Here is a 17,736-nt window from a genome sequence, read left to right on the forward strand (position 1 = left end):
TTTCTGGAGAACGGTGATCGAGCAGCCGGAGGGCGATCGGTGGGGCCCGCTCCGTAGTGCGGGCCCCACCGTGTGCTCACCAGCGGTAGTGCGCGAAGGCTCGGTTGGACTCGGCCATCTTGTGCGTGTCCTCGCGGCGCTTGACAGCGGCGCCGAGGCCGTTGGAGGCGTCGAGGATTTCGTTCATCAGACGCTCGGTCATGGTGTGCTCGCGGCGGGCGCGGGCGTAGCCCACCAGCCAGCGGAGCGCCAGCGTGGTCGCGCGACCGGGCTTGACCTCGATCGGCACCTGGTAGGTCGCACCGCCCACACGGCGAGAGCGGACCTCGAGCGAGGGACGGATGTTGTCCAGCGCCTTCTTGAGGGTCACGACCGGGTCCTGACCGTTCTTCGCCCGCGCGCCTTCCAGCGCGTCGTAGACGATGCCCTCGGCGACGGTCTTCTTGCCGTCCAGGAGGATCTTGTTGATGAGCTGCGTGACGATCGGCGAGCCGTAGACGGGATCGACGACCAGCTGGCGCTTGGGAGCGGGGCCCTTACGAGGCATTACTTCTTCTCCTTCTTCGCACCGTAGCGGGAGCGCGCCTGCTGGCGGCCCTTGACGGACTGGGTGTCGAGCGCGCCGCGCACGATCTTGTAGCGCACGCCCGGGAGGTCCTTCACACGACCGCCGCGCACGAGCACGATGGAGTGCTCCTGGAGGTTGTGGCCCTCACCGGGGATGTAGGCGGTGACCTCGATGCCGGTCGACAGCTTCACACGCGCGATCTTGCGCAGCGCGGAGTTCGGCTTCTTCGGGGTCTGGGTGTACACACGGGTGCAGACACCACGGCGCTGGGGCGAACCCTTGAGCGCCGGCGTCTTGGAGGCGGACGACCGGGCGTCCCGCCCCTTGCGCACCAGCTGCTGAATAGTCGGCACTGATTCTCTTCCTCGTCGGCCCACGATGCTGTTCGCACCGGGGGATCACCTTCTTCGACCGCGGTTGCGGCCGGCGACCCGTCTCGCCGCTCCCGGACCCGGGAGCTTCTGCGGGACGACCCGCCCGTCAGACGATGGCGCCTGCCGGGCGTCCGCAGGACCGTGATCGGCGCCCGGGGGCGGGGGCCGGGTCCGGCCTGCCGCCCGTATTCGGGCACACCGCGAGGATCCGCTCCTCGCGGGGGACCCCCTCGACCGCGCCCAGGGATGAACCTGGCGGGCGGACGATGGGTCCCGGGTCACGACCAGAGGGCACTCCGGACGCAACGTTCAGTCTAGTGAGACGCTCTCGACGGGGTCAAAGCTTCTGTGGGCATCCGACGCAGATCACACGCTCGCGTCCGGCGGGCCGGACAGCGCCCCTCCCCGACATACATCCCTCTCCCGCCATGCACCCCTCCCCCGACATGCGACGAGCGCGCCGCGGATTGCGACGCGCTCGTGGCGTGGTGAGGTGTGAGGTCCGCTCAGCGGATGCCGAGCCGCGCGGTGCAGGCGGGCCAGGCACCCCAACCCTGCGCGGCCTGGGTCTTCTTGGCGATCGCGATCTGCTGCTCGCGGGTGGCCAGGTTCGCGGTGGGGGCGTACTGGCCGCCGCCATAGGCGAGCCAGGTGCCGCGGTTGAACTGCAGTCCGCCGTAGTAGCCGTTGCCGGTGTTGATCGACCAGTTGCCACCGGACTCGCACTGCGCCAGGCGATCCCAGACGCTGCCGGAGGGCTCGGCCGGGGCCGCGGCACCGGTGTTGCCGCCGGAGGAGTCACGATCGCTCGAGCGGGAGGACTGGGTGTTCTGGCGCGGCCGCTGCTCCTCGCGCGGCTCGGGCTCCGGGCGCTGCTTGGTGCCCTCGGCGACCACCTGGGTCACGGGCTTCTCGACGACCTTCTCGGAGAGCACCTCAGACTCGGTGACCTCACCGTCGACGATGGTCTCCTTGATGACCTTCTTGCGTTCGCCGACCTTGCCCTCGGTGGTGGTCCGCTTCTCGCCGACGTAGAGATCGCCGTCCTCGACCGTCTTGGTCTTGAAGGGGATCTCCTCGGTCTCGGAGCGCTTCGTCGAGCGAACCCGCTTGACGGTGTAGGTCGCGCCATCCTCGAGCAGCTCATCGCGCGGGACATTCGCGGTGTCGGTGTCCTCGATGTCGCCGAGCACCTTCTCCATCGCCTCGCCGACGGTCAGCGCGGCCACCTCAAAGGTGTCCTGGCCGTACTGGCCCTTGAAGGTCACGGTCTTGCGGGTGACGACCTCGACGGCGCCGGCGGCCTCATCCAGGGAGGCCTCGACGGCGGGGGTGATCGCTGCGCCCTCGGTCTCGGCGTCGATCTCCGCGAGGGCATCGGCCACGGTGTCACCGGTGGTGAGCACCTCGGTGTCCTGCCCGTCCACGGTCACGGTCACGGCGTTGCGGTGGATGACCTGGATCTGCATCCCGTCAGTGACGGTCTCGTCCAGGCCCGGCAGCACGAGGTCGGTGTCCTTGACCTCGATGTCCTGCTCGGCGAGCAGGTCACGCACCGTGGTCTGGGAGAACGTGCGCGCGGAGCTGAGCTCGCCGTACACGTCGATCTGGGCCTCGTCGGACATCGCGAACGCGGTGCCGCCACCGCCGACGGCCAGCACGCAGGCTGCCGCGGCGCCGATGATCCACGGGGACTTCTTCACTGTTCCACCTGTTTCCCTGCCGCGCGCGGCGCGGCGATAGCACGTCAATCCGGTCCGGACCCTCCAGGAGCCCGTCGCCGCGGTGCGAGCGCGCGCTCGGGGCCGGGGAGCCAGGAGGCGCTGCGGGAAGGTCGCGGTGCGGCAGACGTTCTCCATCGTCGTCGTGATCGGGCGCGCGCGTAAGGGAAACACCCAGACTTTGGTCAAGGCTGACAGGGGTCTTTACCGTCCGCTGACCGTCGATGCCGCACAGCTCACGCCGGGCGCCGGTCAGGCCACGCTGCGTGGCGGTCAGGTCACGCTGTACGGCGCTCACAGCGCGCTGCGCGGCGGTCCGGGGCGGCACGCGCCGTCGGGACAGGGCGCTGCGATGCGCAGCAGCGGCCCGTCGGAACACGGCAACAGCCCACAGGAACACGACAGCGGCCCGCCGGACCCAGAGGGCGGCAGAAACGACACGGGCGGCCCCACCAAAGCGGTGGGACCGCCCGTGCGCGGTCAGCGGGCGCCGCAGCGCCGCTGGATCAGCGGAAGTCCGTCCGGAACGGGTCCGCGTAGTCGATGTCGTCGAGGTTCACCGCACCGGTGGTGCCGAAGCCGGAGAAGTCCAGCTCGTCGTAGCTGGGCACCTGGTACATCTGCGCCTTCGCCTCATCGGTGGGCTCCACCGCGATGCGGCGGAACCGCGACAGGCCGGTGCCCGCCGGGATCAGCTTGCCGATGATGACGTTCTCCTTGAGCCCCATGAGCTGGTCGCTCTTGCGGTTCAGGGCGGCCTCGGTGAGCACGCGGGTGGTCTCCTGGAAGGAGGCCGCCGACAGCCACGACTCGGTCGCGAGCGACGCCTTCGTGATGCCCATCAGCTCCGGTCGGCCGGAGGCGGGCTTCCCGCCCTCAGCGAGCACCCGACGGTTCTCCCGCTCGAAGGTCACCCGCTCGGCGAAATCACCGGGCAGCAGCTCGGTGTCCCCCGACTCGATGACGGTCACGCGGCGCAGCATCTGCCGCACGATCACCTCGATGTGCTTGGCGTGGATGTCCACACCCTGGCTGATGTACACCTTCTGGACCTCGTCCACCAGGTGCTGCTGCACGGCACGCGGGCCGAGCACGCGCAGCACCTGCTTGGGGTCGATCGAGCCCTGGGTGAGCTGCTGGCCCACCTCGAGGTGGTCGCCGTCCTCGATGAGGAGAGCCACGCGGCGCGAGACCGTGTAGGTCACCGGGTCCGAACCGTCGTCCGGGGTGACCGTGATCTTGCGCTGCTTGTCGTTCTCCTCGATCTCGGCGCGGCCGGAGAACTCGGAGATCGGCGCGAAACCGGCCGGGGTACGGGCCTCGAACAGCTCCTGCACACGCGGCAGACCATGGGTGATGTCACCCTCGGCGCTGGCCACACCACCGGAGTGGAAGGTCCGCATCGTCAGCTGGGTGCCGGGCTCACCGATGGACTGCGCCGCCACGATGCCGACGGCCTCGCCGATGTCCACCAGCTTGCCGGAGGCCAGGGATCGGCCGTAGCACTGAGCGCACGTACCCACCGCGGAGTCACAGGTCAGCACGGAGCGGACCTTGACCTCGCGCACACCGGCCTCGACCAGCTGCTCGATGAGCACATCGCCCACCTCGGCGCCGGCCGGAGCCACCTCGGAGCCGTCCTCGCCCACGGCGGCGGTGGCGAGCACACGCCCGTAGACAGTCGACTCCACGTGCTCATGGGCGCGCAGAGCCCCGGCCTCCTCCACCGCGATGGGGAGCACCAGGCCCTTGGCGGTGCCGCAGTCGTCCTCGCGCACGATGACGTCCTGGGACACGTCCACCAGACGACGGGTCAGGTAGCCGGACTGGGCGGTCTTCAGCGCCGTATCCGCCAGGCCCTTCCGGGAGCCGTGGGAGGCGATGAAGTACTCCAGCACCGACAGACCCTCCTTGTAGTTGGAGAGGATCGGACGCGGGATGATCTCACCCTTGGGGTTGTTCACCAGGCCGCGCATACCGGCGATCTGACGGATCTGCATCCAGTTGCCACGGGCGCCGGAGTCCACCATCCGGAAAATGGTGTTGGTGGAGTCGAAGTTCTCGCGCATCGCCTGGTCGACCTCATTGGTCGCCTCGGTCCAGATGTCGATCAGCTCCATGTTGCGCTCGGCCTCGGAGACCAGACCCAGGTCACGGTTCTCCTGCACCTGCGAGGCCTTCGCCTCGTACTTGGCGATGATCTCCGCCTTGTTCGGCGGGGCCACCACGTCCGAGAGCGCGAAGGACGCACCGGAGCGGCCGGACCACGAGAAGCCGTAGGCCTTGAGCGCATCCAGCGACGCGGCCACCTGGCCCTTGTCGTAGCGCTCGGCGAGGTCGTTGACGATCCCGCCCAGGCGCTTCTTGCCCACCTGGCCCTCCACGTAGGGGAAGTCCTCCGGCAGGGTCTCGTTGAAGTACACGGTGCCCAGCGTCGTGGTCAGGATGTACGGATCGCCCTCACCATGCCCCTCGGGGGCCTGCCAGCCCTTGGGCGGCACGATCTCATCGGCCCCGAAGCGGATGGTCACCGGAGCGTTGAGGTGCAGCTCATCGCGGTCGAAGGCCATGATCGCCTCCGCCACGGAGGAGAAGGCCCGGCCCGCGCCCTCGACGTCCTCGCGCACCGTGGTCAGGTGGTAGAGGCCGATCACCATGTCCTGCGCGGGCATGGTCACCGGGCGACCGTCAGAGGGCTTGAGGATGTTGTTGGAGGACAGCATGAGGATGCGGGCCTCCGCCTGTGCCTCCGCGGACAGCGGCAGGTGCACAGCCATCTGGTCGCCGTCGAAGTCCGCGTTGAACGCGGCGCACACGAGCGGGTGCAGGTGGATGGCCTTGCCCTCCACCAGCTGCGGCTCGAACGCCTGGATGCCCAGACGGTGCAGGGTGGGCGCACGGTTCAGCAGCACCGGATGCTCGGTGATGACTTCCTCGAGCACGTCCCAGACCTCGGGGCGGGCCCGCTCCACCATGCGCTTGGCGGCCTTGACGTTCTGCGCGTGCGACAGCTCCACCAGGCGCTTCATGACGAACGGCTTGAACAGCTCGAGCGCCATACCCTTGGGCAGACCGCACTGGTGCAGCTTCAGCTGCGGGCCGTTGACGATCACGGAGCGAGCGGAGTAGTCCACGCGCTTGCCCAGCAGGTTCTGACGGAAGCGGCCCTGCTTGCCCTTGAGCATGTCCGAGAGCGACTTCAGCGGGCGGTTGCCCGGGCCGGTCACCGGACGGCCTCGGCGGCCGTTGTCGAACAGGGAGTCGACCGACTCCTGCAGCATGCGCTTCTCGTTGTTCACGATGATCTCGGGCGCCCCGAGATCCAGCAGCCGCTTGAGGCGGTTGTTGCGGTTGATGACGCGGCGGTACAGGTCATTGAGGTCGGAGGTCGCAAAGCGGCCACCGTCCAGCTGCACCATGGGGCGCAGGTCCGGCGGGATCACCGGGACCGCGTCCAGCACCATGCCAGTGGGCGAGTTGGTGGTGGTCAGGAACGCGGAGACCACCTTGAGGCGCTTGAGGGCACGGGCCTTCTTCTGGCCCTTGCCGCTGGCGATCGTCTCGCGCAGCGCCACCGCCTCGGCCTCGAGGTCGAAGTCCTGCAGACGGCGCTGGATCGCCTCGGCGCCCATGCCGCCCTCGAAGTACGTGCCGTAGCGCAGCTTCATAGCGCGGTACAGCTGCTCATCGCCCTCGAGATCGGCGACCTTCAGGCCCTTGAAGCGCTCCCACACGCGGGTGATGCGGTCGATCTCCTGGTCGTACTTCTTGCGGATCTGCGCCTGCTCACGCTCGGAGGAGTCGCGGACCTTGCGCTTGGCATCGGCCTTGGCGCCCTCCTCCTCGAGCTGGGCGAGGTCCTTCTCTGCGGAGACGGCGCGCTGGTTGATCGCGGCATCACGCTCGTTCTCGAGCTCCTTGATCTCCAGGTCGAAGCGGGCCTGCAGATCGGGCATGTCGTCGTGGCGAGCCTGCTCGTCCACGTCGGTGATCATGTAGGCGGCGAAGTAGATGATCTTCTCCAGATCCTTCGGCGCCAGGTCCAGCAGGTAGCCCAGGCGGCTGGGCACGCCCTTGAAGTACCAGATGTGGGTGACGGGGGCGGCGAGCTCCACGTGGCCCATGCGCTCACGGCGCACGGAGGACTTGGTGACCTCCACGCCGCAGCGCTCGCACACGATGCCCTTGAAGCGCACGCGCTTGTACTTGCCGCAGTAGCACTCCCAGTCCCGGGTGGGACCGAAGATGCGCTCGCAGAACAGGCCCTCCATCTCGGGCTTCAGGGTGCGGTAGTTGATGGTCTCCGGCTTCTTGACCTCGCCGTGGGACCAGCCGCGGATGTCCTCGGCCGTGGCCAGGCCGATGCGCAGCTCATCGAAGGTGTTGACGTCGAGCACAGGTGTCCTTCTCTCGATCGGAAGTCATGAGGGTCTGAGGGAACAGGGGTCGTGGGGTCGGGACCGTCGGCGCGCGGTGGTGGGCCGACGGTCCACCGTCCCTCAGACCTCTTCGATGGAGCCGACGCCCTCGTGGGGCCGGCGGGACAGGTCGATGCCGAGCTCCTCCGCGGCGCGGAAGACCTCTTCGTCGCTCTCCTGGACCTCCTGGGCGATGCCGTCGGAGGACAGCACCTCCACGTTCAGGCACAGCGACTGCATCTCCTTGAGCAGCACGCGGAAGGACTCCGGGATGCCGGGCTCGGGGATGTTCTCGCCCTTGACGATCGACTCGTAGACCTTCACGCGGCCGGAGATGTCATCGGACTTGATGGTCAGCAGCTCCTGCAGGGCGTAGGCGGCGCCGTAGGCCTCCAGGGCCCACACCTCCATCTCGCCGAAGCGCTGGCCGCCGAACTGGGCCTTACCGCCCAGCGGCTGCTGCGTGATCATCGAGTACGGGCCGGTGGAGCGGGCGTGCAGCTTGTCGTCCACCAGGTGGTGGAGCTTGAGCATGTACATGTAGCCCACGGAGATCGGGTCCGGGAACGGCTCGCCGGAGCGACCGTCGAACAGACGGGCCTTGCCGTCCTCCTTGATCATCCGCTCACCGTCGCGGTTGGGCCGGTAGGTGCCCAGCAGACCGGTGACCTCCTCGGCGGTCAGACCGTCGAACACGGGCACGGCCACCGGGGTGCCGGCCTCGCCGTGCAGCGCCGCCTCGGGGATGTCCGCGGCGATCGGATCGTCCTTCTCCAGATCCCAGCCGGACTTCGCCACCCACCCCAGGTGGGTCTCCATGACCTGGCCGATATTCATACGGCCGGGCACGCCCATGGGGTTGAGGATGATGTCGATCGGGGTGCCGTCCTCGAGGAACGGCATGTCCTCGACCGGCAGGATCTTGGCGATGACGCCCTTGTTGCCGTGGCGGCCGGCGAGCTTGTCACCGTCGGTGATCTTGCGCTTCTGCGCCACGTACACGCGGACCATCTCGTTCACGCCGGTGGGGAGGATGTCGCCGTCCTCCTCCTCGGTGAACACGCGCACGCCGATCACGGTGCCGGACTCGCCATGCGGGACGCGCAGCGAAGTGTCGCGGACCTCGCGGGCCTTCTCACCGAAGATAGCGCGCAGCAGGCGCTCCTCGGGGGTCAGCTCGGTCTCGCCCTTCGGGGTCACCTTGCCCACCAGGATGTCGCCCGGTTCGACCTCGGCGCCGATGCGGATGATGCCGCGCTCGTCGAGGTCCGCCAGCACGTCGTCGCCGACGTTGGGGATGTCTCGGGTGATCTCCTCCTTGCCGAGCTTCGTGTCGCGGGCGTCGACCTCGTGCTCCTCGATGTGGATCGAGGTGAGGACGTCATCCTGGACCATCCGCGAGGACAGGATGATGCCGTCCTCGTAGTTGTGGCCCTCCCAGGACATGAAGGCGACCAGCAGGTTCTTGCCGATGGACAGCTCGCCCTGGTCGGTGGAGGGGCCGTCGGCCAGGATGGAGCCAGCCTCGACGCGGTCGCCCTCGTCGAACAGCACGCGCTGGTTGTAGGAGTTGCCGGCGTTGGAGCGCTGGAACTTCCCGATGGGGTAGGTCTGGCGGGTGCCGTCGTCGGCCATCACGACGATGAGGTCGGCGCTGAGCTCCTCGATCACGCCACCCTTCTCAGCCACGACCACATCGCCCGCGTCCACCGCGGCGCGGCGCTCCATGCCGGTGCCCACCAGCGGCATCTCGGCCCGCAGCAGCGGCACGGCCTGGCGCTGCATGTTCGAGCCCATGAGGGCGCGGTTGGCGTCGTCGTGCTCGAGGAAGGGGATCATCGCGGTCGCGACGGAGACCATCTGACGGGCGGAGACGTCCATGTAGTCCACCTCGGAGGTGGCCACGAGGTCCGGCTCGCCGCCGGTCAGACGCACGAGGACCTCGTCCTCGAGGAAGCGGCCGTCCTCGTCGATCTTGGCGTTCGCCTGGGCGATGACGTGCCGGTCCTCGTCGTCTGCGGTGAGGTAGACGATCTCATCGGTCACGCGGCCGTCCACGACCTTGCGGTACGGGGTCTCCACGAAGCCGAAGGGGTTGATGCGCGCGAAGGTCGCCAGCGAGCCGATCAGGCCGATGTTCGGACCCTCGGGGGTCTCGATCGGGCACATGCGGCCGTAGTGGCTGGGGTGGACGTCACGGACCTCCATGCCCGCACGGTCGCGGGAGAGACCGCCGGGGCCCAGCGCCGAGAGGCGACGCTTGTGAGTCAGGCCCGACAGAGGATTGTTCTGGTCCATGAACTGCGACAGCTGCGAGGTGCCGAAGAACTCCTTGATCGCCGCCGTGACGGGGCGGATGTTGATCAGGGTCAGCGGGGTGATCGCCTCGACGTCCTGCGTGGTCATGCGCTCGCGCACGACGCGCTCCATCCGGGACAGGCCCGTGCGGACCTGGTTCTGGATCAGTTCGCCCACGGCGCGGATACGACGGTTGCCGAAGTGGTCGATGTCGTCGGTCTCCACGCGCACGGTGCGGCCGTCGGCGGAGGTGTACTCGCTCATGCCGTCGTGCAGCGCGACGATGTACTTGATGGTCGCCACGATGTCCTGCAGGCGCAGGGTCGACTCGGACAGCGAGCCCTCCAGGCCCAGCTTCTTGCCGATCTTGTAGCGCCCCACCTTGGCCAGGTCGTAGCGCTTGGGGTTGAAGTAGAGGTTGTTCAGCATCGCCTCGCCCGCATCGCGCGTGGGCGGCTCGCCCGGACGCTGCTTGCGGTAGATGTCGATGAGAGCCTCATCGGTGGAGGTGATGCGGTCCTTCTCCAGGGTGGAGCGCATGGACTCGAACTCGCCGAACTCCTCGAGGATGTCGCTGTGCGACATGCCCAGGGCCTGCAGGAGCGTGGTGACGGACTGCTTGCGCTTGCGGTCGATGCGCACGCCCACCTGGTCGCGCTTGTCGACCTCGAACTCGAGCCAGGCGCCGCGCGAGGGGATCACCTTCGCGGAGAAGATGTGCTTGTCGCTGGTCTTGTCGATGCTCTCCTCGAAGTACACGCCCGGGGAGCGGACCAGCTGGGAGACGACCACACGCTCGGTGCCGTTGATGATGAAGGTGCCCTTGTCGGTCATGAGCGGGAACTCGCCCATGAAGACCGTCTGGGTCTTGATCTCACCGGTCTCGTTGTTCATGAACTCCGCGATGACGTACAGCGGAGCAGCGTAGGTGAGGTCCTTCTCCTTGCACTCCTCGACGGAGTACTTGGGGTCGTCGAAGGTGTGGTCACGGAAGGACAGCGCCATGTTCCCGGCGAAGTCCTCGATCGGGGAGATCTCCTCGAGGATGTCGGCGAGACCGGAGGTCTGGGGGACGTCCTCGCGCCCCTCAGAGGCGGCCGCCGCCGCCCGCTCCTGCCAGCGCTCGTTGCCGAGCAGCCAGTCGAACGACGTGGTCTGCAGACTCAGCAGATCCGGGACGTCGATGGGGTCGCCGAGCTTCGCGAAGGTGACGCGGGGCGAGGCGGTGCGAAGTGCGATGTCAGTGGTGAGATCGGTGCTCGAGGCAGCCAAGGGGGGTCCTTCCACAGGCCGATGACGGAATCCCAGGCGCGGCGAGAGCCCGTCGGGACGGTGGAGCAGGATCTGCGGTCGAGCAGGTCCGAGGACCGGCCACGACGTACGGAGCAGCAGAACCGACGGGCGGACGCACAGCGCAAGGACCGACGATACACAAGATCGCGGATGGACACAAGGGTCGCCGCAGCGACAGTTCCATCCGCGTCGACCGCTATATGTCTGGCGCGGGGCTGTGCAGGGAGCCTCCCCGCTCTCACCGGCGGCTGAGGCCTGACCGGAGGGGGTCGGAGGAGCTCCGTACGGGGAAAATCATGACCCCATTCACGCTGGGCGTCAAGCAGGCGCGCGGACGTCGAGGGGTCGACGTCCGCGCGCCTGCGGTCAGCTGCGGTGCCTCAGCGGGCTCCGCCCGGATCAGCGGCGGCGGCGCGCCACCAGCAGTCCGGCCCCCGCCAGCAGCAGGGATGCCCCTGCCAGCAGCGGGATGAGCGCCTCGGTGCCGGTGCGCACGAGGGGTCCGCCGGACCGGCCCGGCGCCTGGTCACCGGCGCCCGGCCCACCGGCGCCAGGACCGGGGTTCTGTCCCGGTGCGCCCGGCTGCTGCGGACCGCTGTCGGAGGGCGCTCCGGGCGGCAGCAGCAGGTAGGTGCCGTTCGAGGGCCCTTCGAAGACGAGCGTGCCGTCCTTCAGGGTCGAGCGCACGGGGATCCGGGTGCCGTCGGCGAGGATCCGCAGCACTCGCTCCCCCTTCTGACCGGGCACGGTGATCTTCGCGGTCAGCGGCGCATGCAGCGTGCTGAGGGTCAGCACCCGCGCTCCCCCTTCCGCGTTCTCGATGCTCGCGCTCAGCGCGTCATCGCTGCGGAAGGTCGAGGTCGCGGTGACGTCGCCATCGCGTAGGGTGCGCACCGTCAGCTCGATGCTCACCGTGACCTCTGCCTCCACGGTGCCGCCATCCGGGCGGGTGGCGAGCACGGTGACGGTCTGCTTCCCGTCGCGCAGGACGCTGCCGGGGGCCAGGCGGATCTGCACTCCGGCCTCGTCGGCCGCCTCGGCGCTGCCATCGAGCGTGGCGGTGAACTCCTCGAGCACCTGCTCGGCGAGCGCAGCCTGTTCCCCGAGCAGTTCACGGTCGATCGTCAGCTCCACGGTCTCAGGTCCGCTGAGCTCGAGCACCTCACGCAGGGTGAAGGCCCGGGCCTCCGTGGTGGTGTTGCCGGCCAGGTCGGTGGCGATCACCGTCAGGACGTGCTCGCCGGAGGCGAGATCCGCGGTTGTGACCGTGGCCTCGAGCATCTCCTGCGCCGCCGCGGTGCGGGCCCCGCTCGCGCGGAAGATCGCGGCCGGGGCCTCCTTCTCCGGCGCGGTCGTCTCTGCCGGAGCGTCCTCGGCCGTGGCCGCCGCCGCAGCATCGGCCGCAGCCTCAGCCTCTCCGTCGGCCGCATCCTCCGGCTCGAGGTCGCGCACGTCCACCAGGGCGTCCTCGACGCTGTGCTCGGTGGTGGCCAGCTCGGTGACTGCCTCGTGGACCACCGTGCCGTCGACCATCACCTGCAGGCTCGCCAGGTGCGGATCCTGGGCGGCGATCTCCAGCTCGGGCCGATCCTCGAGGACCTCGGAGTCCTGCACGCCCTCGATCTCGACGGTGGGGGCGTCCTGGTCGAGCACGACGGGGATCAGGCCTACCAGGACGTTGCCGTTGGCGTCGGAGAACTGCAGCAGCAGGGTGTCGCCGTCGGCCACGGTGAGGTCCGTGGAGAACTCGCGCCGGTTGGAAATCTCGCCGGGGCTGGAGAAGTCCATGCGCTCCACGACGGTGGAGTCGTTGAGCCTCAGCGCATAGCCCCAGCCGTCATCGGAGGCGGTGCCCACGAAGTGGACGTCGGGAGCGTTCGTGTAGAGGGTCCCGCCCACCAGCGTCGGCTCCTCGACGGTGAGGCTCGGGGCGACCACATCGACGTAGATCGCCACGCCGCGGTCGTACCGCACGGTGCCATCCGCATCGGTGATCACCATGCGCACGTGGTTCTCCCCGGTCGCCACGGGCACGTCCACGGTGAAGCTGCCGTCCTCGGCGATCTGCGCGGGGATAGGCGCGGGGTCACGGTAGGAGCCGTCCTCCCCCACGCGGTTGCCAGGCGTCAGGGTGAGGGTGCCGCCGCCGGGCAAGGTGCCGTGCAGGGTGAGCACCTCACCGGAGGCGTCGATGTCCGGGGTGTCGCCGGGCACGAACATCGCGCCGACCTCCGGCAGGAACTCGACGCCCTCGAAGGTGGGCATCTCCCAGGTCTGGGCGGGGGTGCGTCCGGACAGCGGGATCGCGGTCGCGTCCTTGTTCACGCCGTCGGAGGCCACGAGGGTGATCGCCGCGGCGTCCTCCGCCGGCGTCACCGTGATCTCGAAGCTTCCGTCGGGACCGACCTCGACGGTCTGATCGCCCGCGCTCACGGTGAGCTCGGCGCCCTCCCGTTCATCGGTGACGGTGCCGCCGATGGTGACGGTGCCATCGTCGCTGATCATGGCGCCGCCGTCGGTGTCGGTCTCGAGCGCGGTGATCTCCAGCACCGGGGCGGTGGAGTCATAGGTGACGGTGACGCTCTGCTCCTGGAGCACCTGACCATCAGCGCCCAGACCCTCGACGAGGATCTCCTGCTCCCCCTCGCGCAGGGGCACGCCGACGCGGAACCGGCCGTTGGAGGAATCCACGACCTCCTCGCCCACGCGCACCTCGACGATATCGGAGGAGACGTAGCCGTTCAGCAGCAGGGTGCCGTCCTGCACCAGCATGGAGCCGGGGCCGATAGGGGCTGCCGCGAACTGCTCGGCGCTGTCGACGATGAGGGTGGTGGGCTCGAAGACCTGCGTGCCCACCCCGAGGTTGAATCCGGCATCGAGCACGGAGACGGTCACGTAGGGGGCCTGCTGGGCCTCGACCTCGATGACGTAGCCGCCATCGGGCGTCTCGGTGACGGGCAGCTCCTGACCCGCGGCATCGGTGGCCGTGGGCGCGGCGAGAACGCCGGAGCCGTCTTCGATCACGGTGAAGGGCAGCTGACCGCCCTCATAGGCGCCGAACTCGATGACCGGGGCGGTTGCATCGATCCCGAAGGGCAGGTCCACGTGCTGCCAGGGCTGATCCTCGGACAGCCGGGTGCTGACGCGGTAGGTATACCGACCATCGGGCAGCGCGACGAAGTCCGCCTCCTGGGCGTCCCAGGTGATGCCGTCGAAGGTATAGCCGGTCCACTGCAGGGCGCGGGGGTCCTCGACCGCGGCGAAGTCTCCCAGCAGCGGCCGCCGCAGATCCTGCTCCTCACCGATCACCGTGACCTCCTCGCCGGAGGCATCCAGCACGGTGTAGCGCGCCTCGGCGGCGTTGCGCAGGAGCATGAGGTTCGCGGCGATGGTGTCCATATCGCCGTCACCGTTGGGCGAGAGCCAGAACTCGCCCATCTCGCTGCGCAGCGGGAGGGTCTGCCCGGCCCAGCTGGTGAGCAGCTCGGTCTGCACGCCCAGATCCGCGAGGTCCTCGCCGGCGGGCAGGAGAATCGGCTCAGCGTTCCACTCCCCCGCGAAGCCCAGGAAGGGAACCCGCAGATCAGGCTGCTGGGCATCAGCCGCTTCGAACAGCACCCAGCCGCCCAGGAAGTGGGGGTCGGTGCTCTCCGGGGTGACGGTCACCTCGACGGTCGCCGTGCCGCCGGCGGGGACGGTCACGGTATCCGGGGTGCTCACGCTGCCGCCGGAGACGCGCGTGGTGGTGGCAGCGCCGGGCTCATTGGTCTCGGCGATGACGTCAACCTGCGGCAGGGTGAAGCGCAGGTCCTCGCTGCCCGTGCTGGTGAGGGTCACGGTGAAGGTCTGCGGGCCGTCCATCTCGCGCAGCGCGGCCGCGCCCTCGCCGTCGACGGTCGCGATGACCTGGGAATCCAACGCCAGGTCAATCCGGGCCAGGCCCGCGCCGACGCGTCGGGGCGAGGTGGGCACGCCGGACTCCTCGACCGGGACCTGCGCGGTGTTCATGAGCATGACGGTCGCGAGATCCACACGCTCGGCGCCGGTGACCTCGGGGCGGGTCTCCGCCAGGTGCTCGAGCAGCAGGGCGCTCAGGCCCGCGACGTTCGGCGAGGCCATGGAGGTGCCGGAGCTGGTGCCGTAGGTGCCGTCGTTGTAGGTGGAGTAGACGTTGCCGCCGATTCCGGCGATCTCCGGTTCGAAGTCCAGGGTGGGGGTGGTGCCCCAGGACGTGAACGAGGAGGCGGCCAGGCCGTCGGCGCCCGGGAGGACACCCACCTCATCGGTGATACGGATGGTGGTGGGGCCGGCGGCGACCCGCGCGGCGAGCGCTTCGCCGACGGGGCCGGTCAGGGTGATGCCAGGAAGGGTCTGGTCCTCCACACCGGCCATGCCGAAGGGGGCATCCTCGGTGTTGTAGACGACCACGCCCTCGGCGCCGGCGGCGATGGCGTTGGCGTACTTCTCGGAGAAGGCGATCGCGCCGCGCTGGATCAGGGCGTAGGAGCCGCTGAGGTCCTTCCCCTCGACGTCCGCGGGCTCGGCCAAGCCGATGTCGACCAGCGGATGGGGCTCGCCGTCATGCTCGCCGGTCGCCGGGGAGTAGGGGATGCCCTCGGCGTCATCGTTCACGTACGCCATGAGCTGCGTGATGGCGGCGTTGTCGAGGGAGGCGACGGTCAGCGCGGAGCCCTGGGTGCCGGGAGCGCCGACAGTGCCGTCGTCGAGCAGGCCCAGAGCGTCGTCCGCGGAGCCGCTGGGCGAGAAGTTCTGGCCGTCGTTGCCGGCGGCGATCACGGTGAGCACCCCCGCCTCACGGGCGGCTTCGATCGCGAGGGAGGTGGCGTCCGAGGCGTTCTTGTGCCCGTTGGAGGAGCCGAGCGACATGTTGATGACGTCCGCATCGAGCTTCACGGAGTCCTCGATGGCGGCCACGATGTCGGAGTCCTTCGCGCCGCCGCCGGAGTTGGAGAAGACCTTCATCGCCAGCAGCTGAGCGTTGGGAGCCACGCCGTCGAGCTCGCCGGTGGTCGCGAAGTCACCGGGCTGCTCGCCCGGGGAGCCATTGGCGCCGACGATACCGGCCACGTGCTGGCCGTGTGCGTCGACGACGGCATCGGTGATCTCGTAGCTCTCGTCGGCGTAGTTGTACCCGTCGGGGATCTTGCAGGTGAAGCCGGCGTCGGCGGCGGGGTTGATGCGCTGGATCGCGGCAGCACCGCAGTCATCCAGGCGCATGGCGGGATGGCTGGGGTCCAGGCCCGAGTCGATGATCGACACGACCATGCCCGTGCCGTCGACGTCATGCTGACCGAACGCGGTGGGCACGCCGTGGGTGTCACGGGCGGTGTGCTCGGTGCGCTCGTAGATGCGTTCGCGACGCACCGAGAGAACCTCGGGCTCGAGGGAGAGATCGGCCAGGCGGTCCCCGGGGACGGTGGCGGAGAAGCCGTTGACGAGGTAGCCGAACTGGCGATCCACCTGCAGGCCGTAGGTGCTCGACCAGTCCTCGAGCAGCTGCTGCTGGGTGCGCAGGCGGTCCTTCTCGGCGGCGAGCGACAGCTGCGTGGGCTGGTCGCGCAGCAGGACGATGACCTGCACGGGCGCCGCATCCAGGGCGTCCGGGATGGTGGGGGTGCCGCCCGCCGGTGCAGCGCCGATGCCGGGCTTTTCGGGAGGCGGGGAGGGGTCCGCGGCGGCGCCGGTCACGCCCAGGCCCAGGGTTCCGAGGAGGAGGGCGCCGCTGAGGGCGCAGAGTCGACGCAGGGGCCTGATGGGCACGAAAAGCTCCCGAAAGATCGGAGGGACTGAAGTCCCGGCCCAGCCTAGAGTTCACTCAGAGTTCTCTCAGAGCTTTCTCATATTTCGAAAGTCACGAAAAGGTCTCAGACAGGCGGAAGGGCCGCCCCGCAGATGCGGGACGGCCCTTCCGATGAGTTGGCGGAGATACCGCCCTCAGGTGAGGCGCACGCGGTGACGTGCGCGGTCGATCACTTGAGGGTGACGGTGGCGCCGGCCTCCTCGAGCTTCGCCTTGGCGGCCTCGGCGTCCTCCTTCTTGGCACCCTCGAGGACGGGCTTGGGAGCCTCGTCCACCAGAGCCTTGGCCTCCTTCAGACCGAGGGAAGTCAGGCCGCGCACCTCCTTGATGACGGCGATCTTCGCGGAGCCGGCGGACTCGAGGATGACGTCGAACTCGTCCTTCTCCTCCTCGGCCGGGGCGTCGCCACCGGCAGCGGCACCGCCAGCGGCGGCGACGGCCACGGGGGCAGCGGCGGTGACCTCGAAGACCTCCTCGAACTGCTTCACGAACTCGGAGAGCTCGATGAGGGACATCTCCTTGAAAGCTTCGATGAGCTCGTCGTTGCTGAGCTTCGCCATGATGGCGTTCCTTCCTGTCGTGGGACCTGTGTCCCTGCGGTGTTGAACGGCGCGGGTGCGCCCGATGTCACGTGGCGCGGGTGCGCCAGGTCAAGCGGTGGCCGCTCCGTCGGAGCGACCGGGAACAGCGCTGCGGCTGTGGATGCGGTGGCCGTGAGCCGGGGCTCAGGCGGCCTCCTGCTTCGCCCGCAGCGCGTCCACGGTGCGCGCTGCCTTGGACAGCGGCGCCGCAAACACTGCGGCGGCCTGGGACATCGACGCCTTCATGGCGCCGGCGGCCTTGGCCAGGAGCACCTCGCGGGACTCGAGGTCCGCGAGCTTCTGGACGTCCTGCTCCGAGAGCAGCTTGCCCTCGAAGTAGCCGGACTTGACCACGAGCTTCTCGTGATCCTTGGCGAAGTCACGCAGAGCCTTCGCGGGCTCCACCGGCTCGCCCTTGATGAAGGCGATGGCGGTCGGCCCGCTGAGCGTGCCGTCGAAGACGTCGATGCCAGCCTCGCGGGCAGCGATCTCCGTGAGCGTGTTCTTCACCACGGCGTAGGTCGTCTCGGAACCCAGCGCGCGACGGAGCTGCTGGAGCTCCCCCACGCTGAGGCCGCGATACTCGGTGATGACGGCGGCGTCGGAGTCGCGGAACAGCTCCACGATCTCCTGGACCGCGGCCGCCTTCTCGGGGTTCGCCAT

Annotated in this window: 8 protein-coding genes; all 8 read right to left on the reverse strand. The window is 68.9% G+C overall.

Going from position 1 to position 17,736, the window contains the following annotated elements; genetic code table 11:
* Positions 1–76: 76 nt before the first annotated feature.
* Positions 77–547, reverse strand: coding sequence for a 30S ribosomal protein S7 (gene rpsG, locus CJ197_RS03550; protein ID WP_102235378.1), 471 nt, complete (start codon positions 545–547; stop codon positions 77–79).
* On the reverse strand, positions 547–921 hold the full coding sequence (gene rpsL, locus CJ197_RS03555; protein ID WP_102235379.1) for a 30S ribosomal protein S12: 375 nt from the start codon (positions 919–921) through the stop codon (positions 547–549). The genes rpsG and rpsL overlap by 1 nt, the downstream gene beginning before the upstream one ends.
* Positions 922–1,448: 527 nt before the next feature.
* Positions 1,449–2,645 (reverse strand): resuscitation-promoting factor, encoded by a 1,197-nt coding sequence (locus tag CJ197_RS15795; protein WP_102235380.1) that lies wholly within the window; start codon positions 2,643–2,645, stop codon positions 1,449–1,451.
* 524 nt (positions 2,646–3,169) lie between these two features.
* A complete protein-coding gene (locus CJ197_RS03565; RefSeq protein WP_102235381.1) occupies positions 3,170–7,060 on the reverse strand; it encodes a DNA-directed RNA polymerase subunit beta' in 3,891 nt (1,296 codons plus the stop codon).
* Between the two features lie 102 nt (positions 7,061–7,162).
* Positions 7,163–10,651 (reverse strand): DNA-directed RNA polymerase subunit beta, encoded by a 3,489-nt coding sequence (gene rpoB, locus CJ197_RS03570; RefSeq protein WP_102235382.1) that lies wholly within the window; start codon positions 10,649–10,651, stop codon positions 7,163–7,165.
* Between the two features lie 420 nt (positions 10,652–11,071).
* A complete protein-coding gene (locus tag CJ197_RS03575; RefSeq protein WP_102235383.1) occupies positions 11,072–16,453 on the reverse strand; it encodes a S8 family serine peptidase in 5,382 nt (1,793 codons plus the stop codon).
* A gap of 209 nt (positions 16,454–16,662) precedes the next feature.
* Positions 16,663–17,052, reverse strand: coding sequence for a 50S ribosomal protein L7/L12 (rplL, locus tag CJ197_RS03580; protein ID WP_102235384.1), 390 nt, complete (start codon positions 17,050–17,052; stop codon positions 16,663–16,665).
* A gap of 165 nt (positions 17,053–17,217) precedes the next feature.
* Positions 17,218–17,736 (reverse strand): 50S ribosomal protein L10, encoded by a 519-nt coding sequence (rplJ, locus tag CJ197_RS03585; protein ID WP_102235385.1) that lies wholly within the window; start codon positions 17,734–17,736, stop codon positions 17,218–17,220.

This window comes from Brachybacterium sp. UMB0905, assembly GCF_002871795.1.
Taxonomy (GTDB): Bacteria; Actinomycetota; Actinomycetes; order Actinomycetales; family Dermabacteraceae; genus Brachybacterium.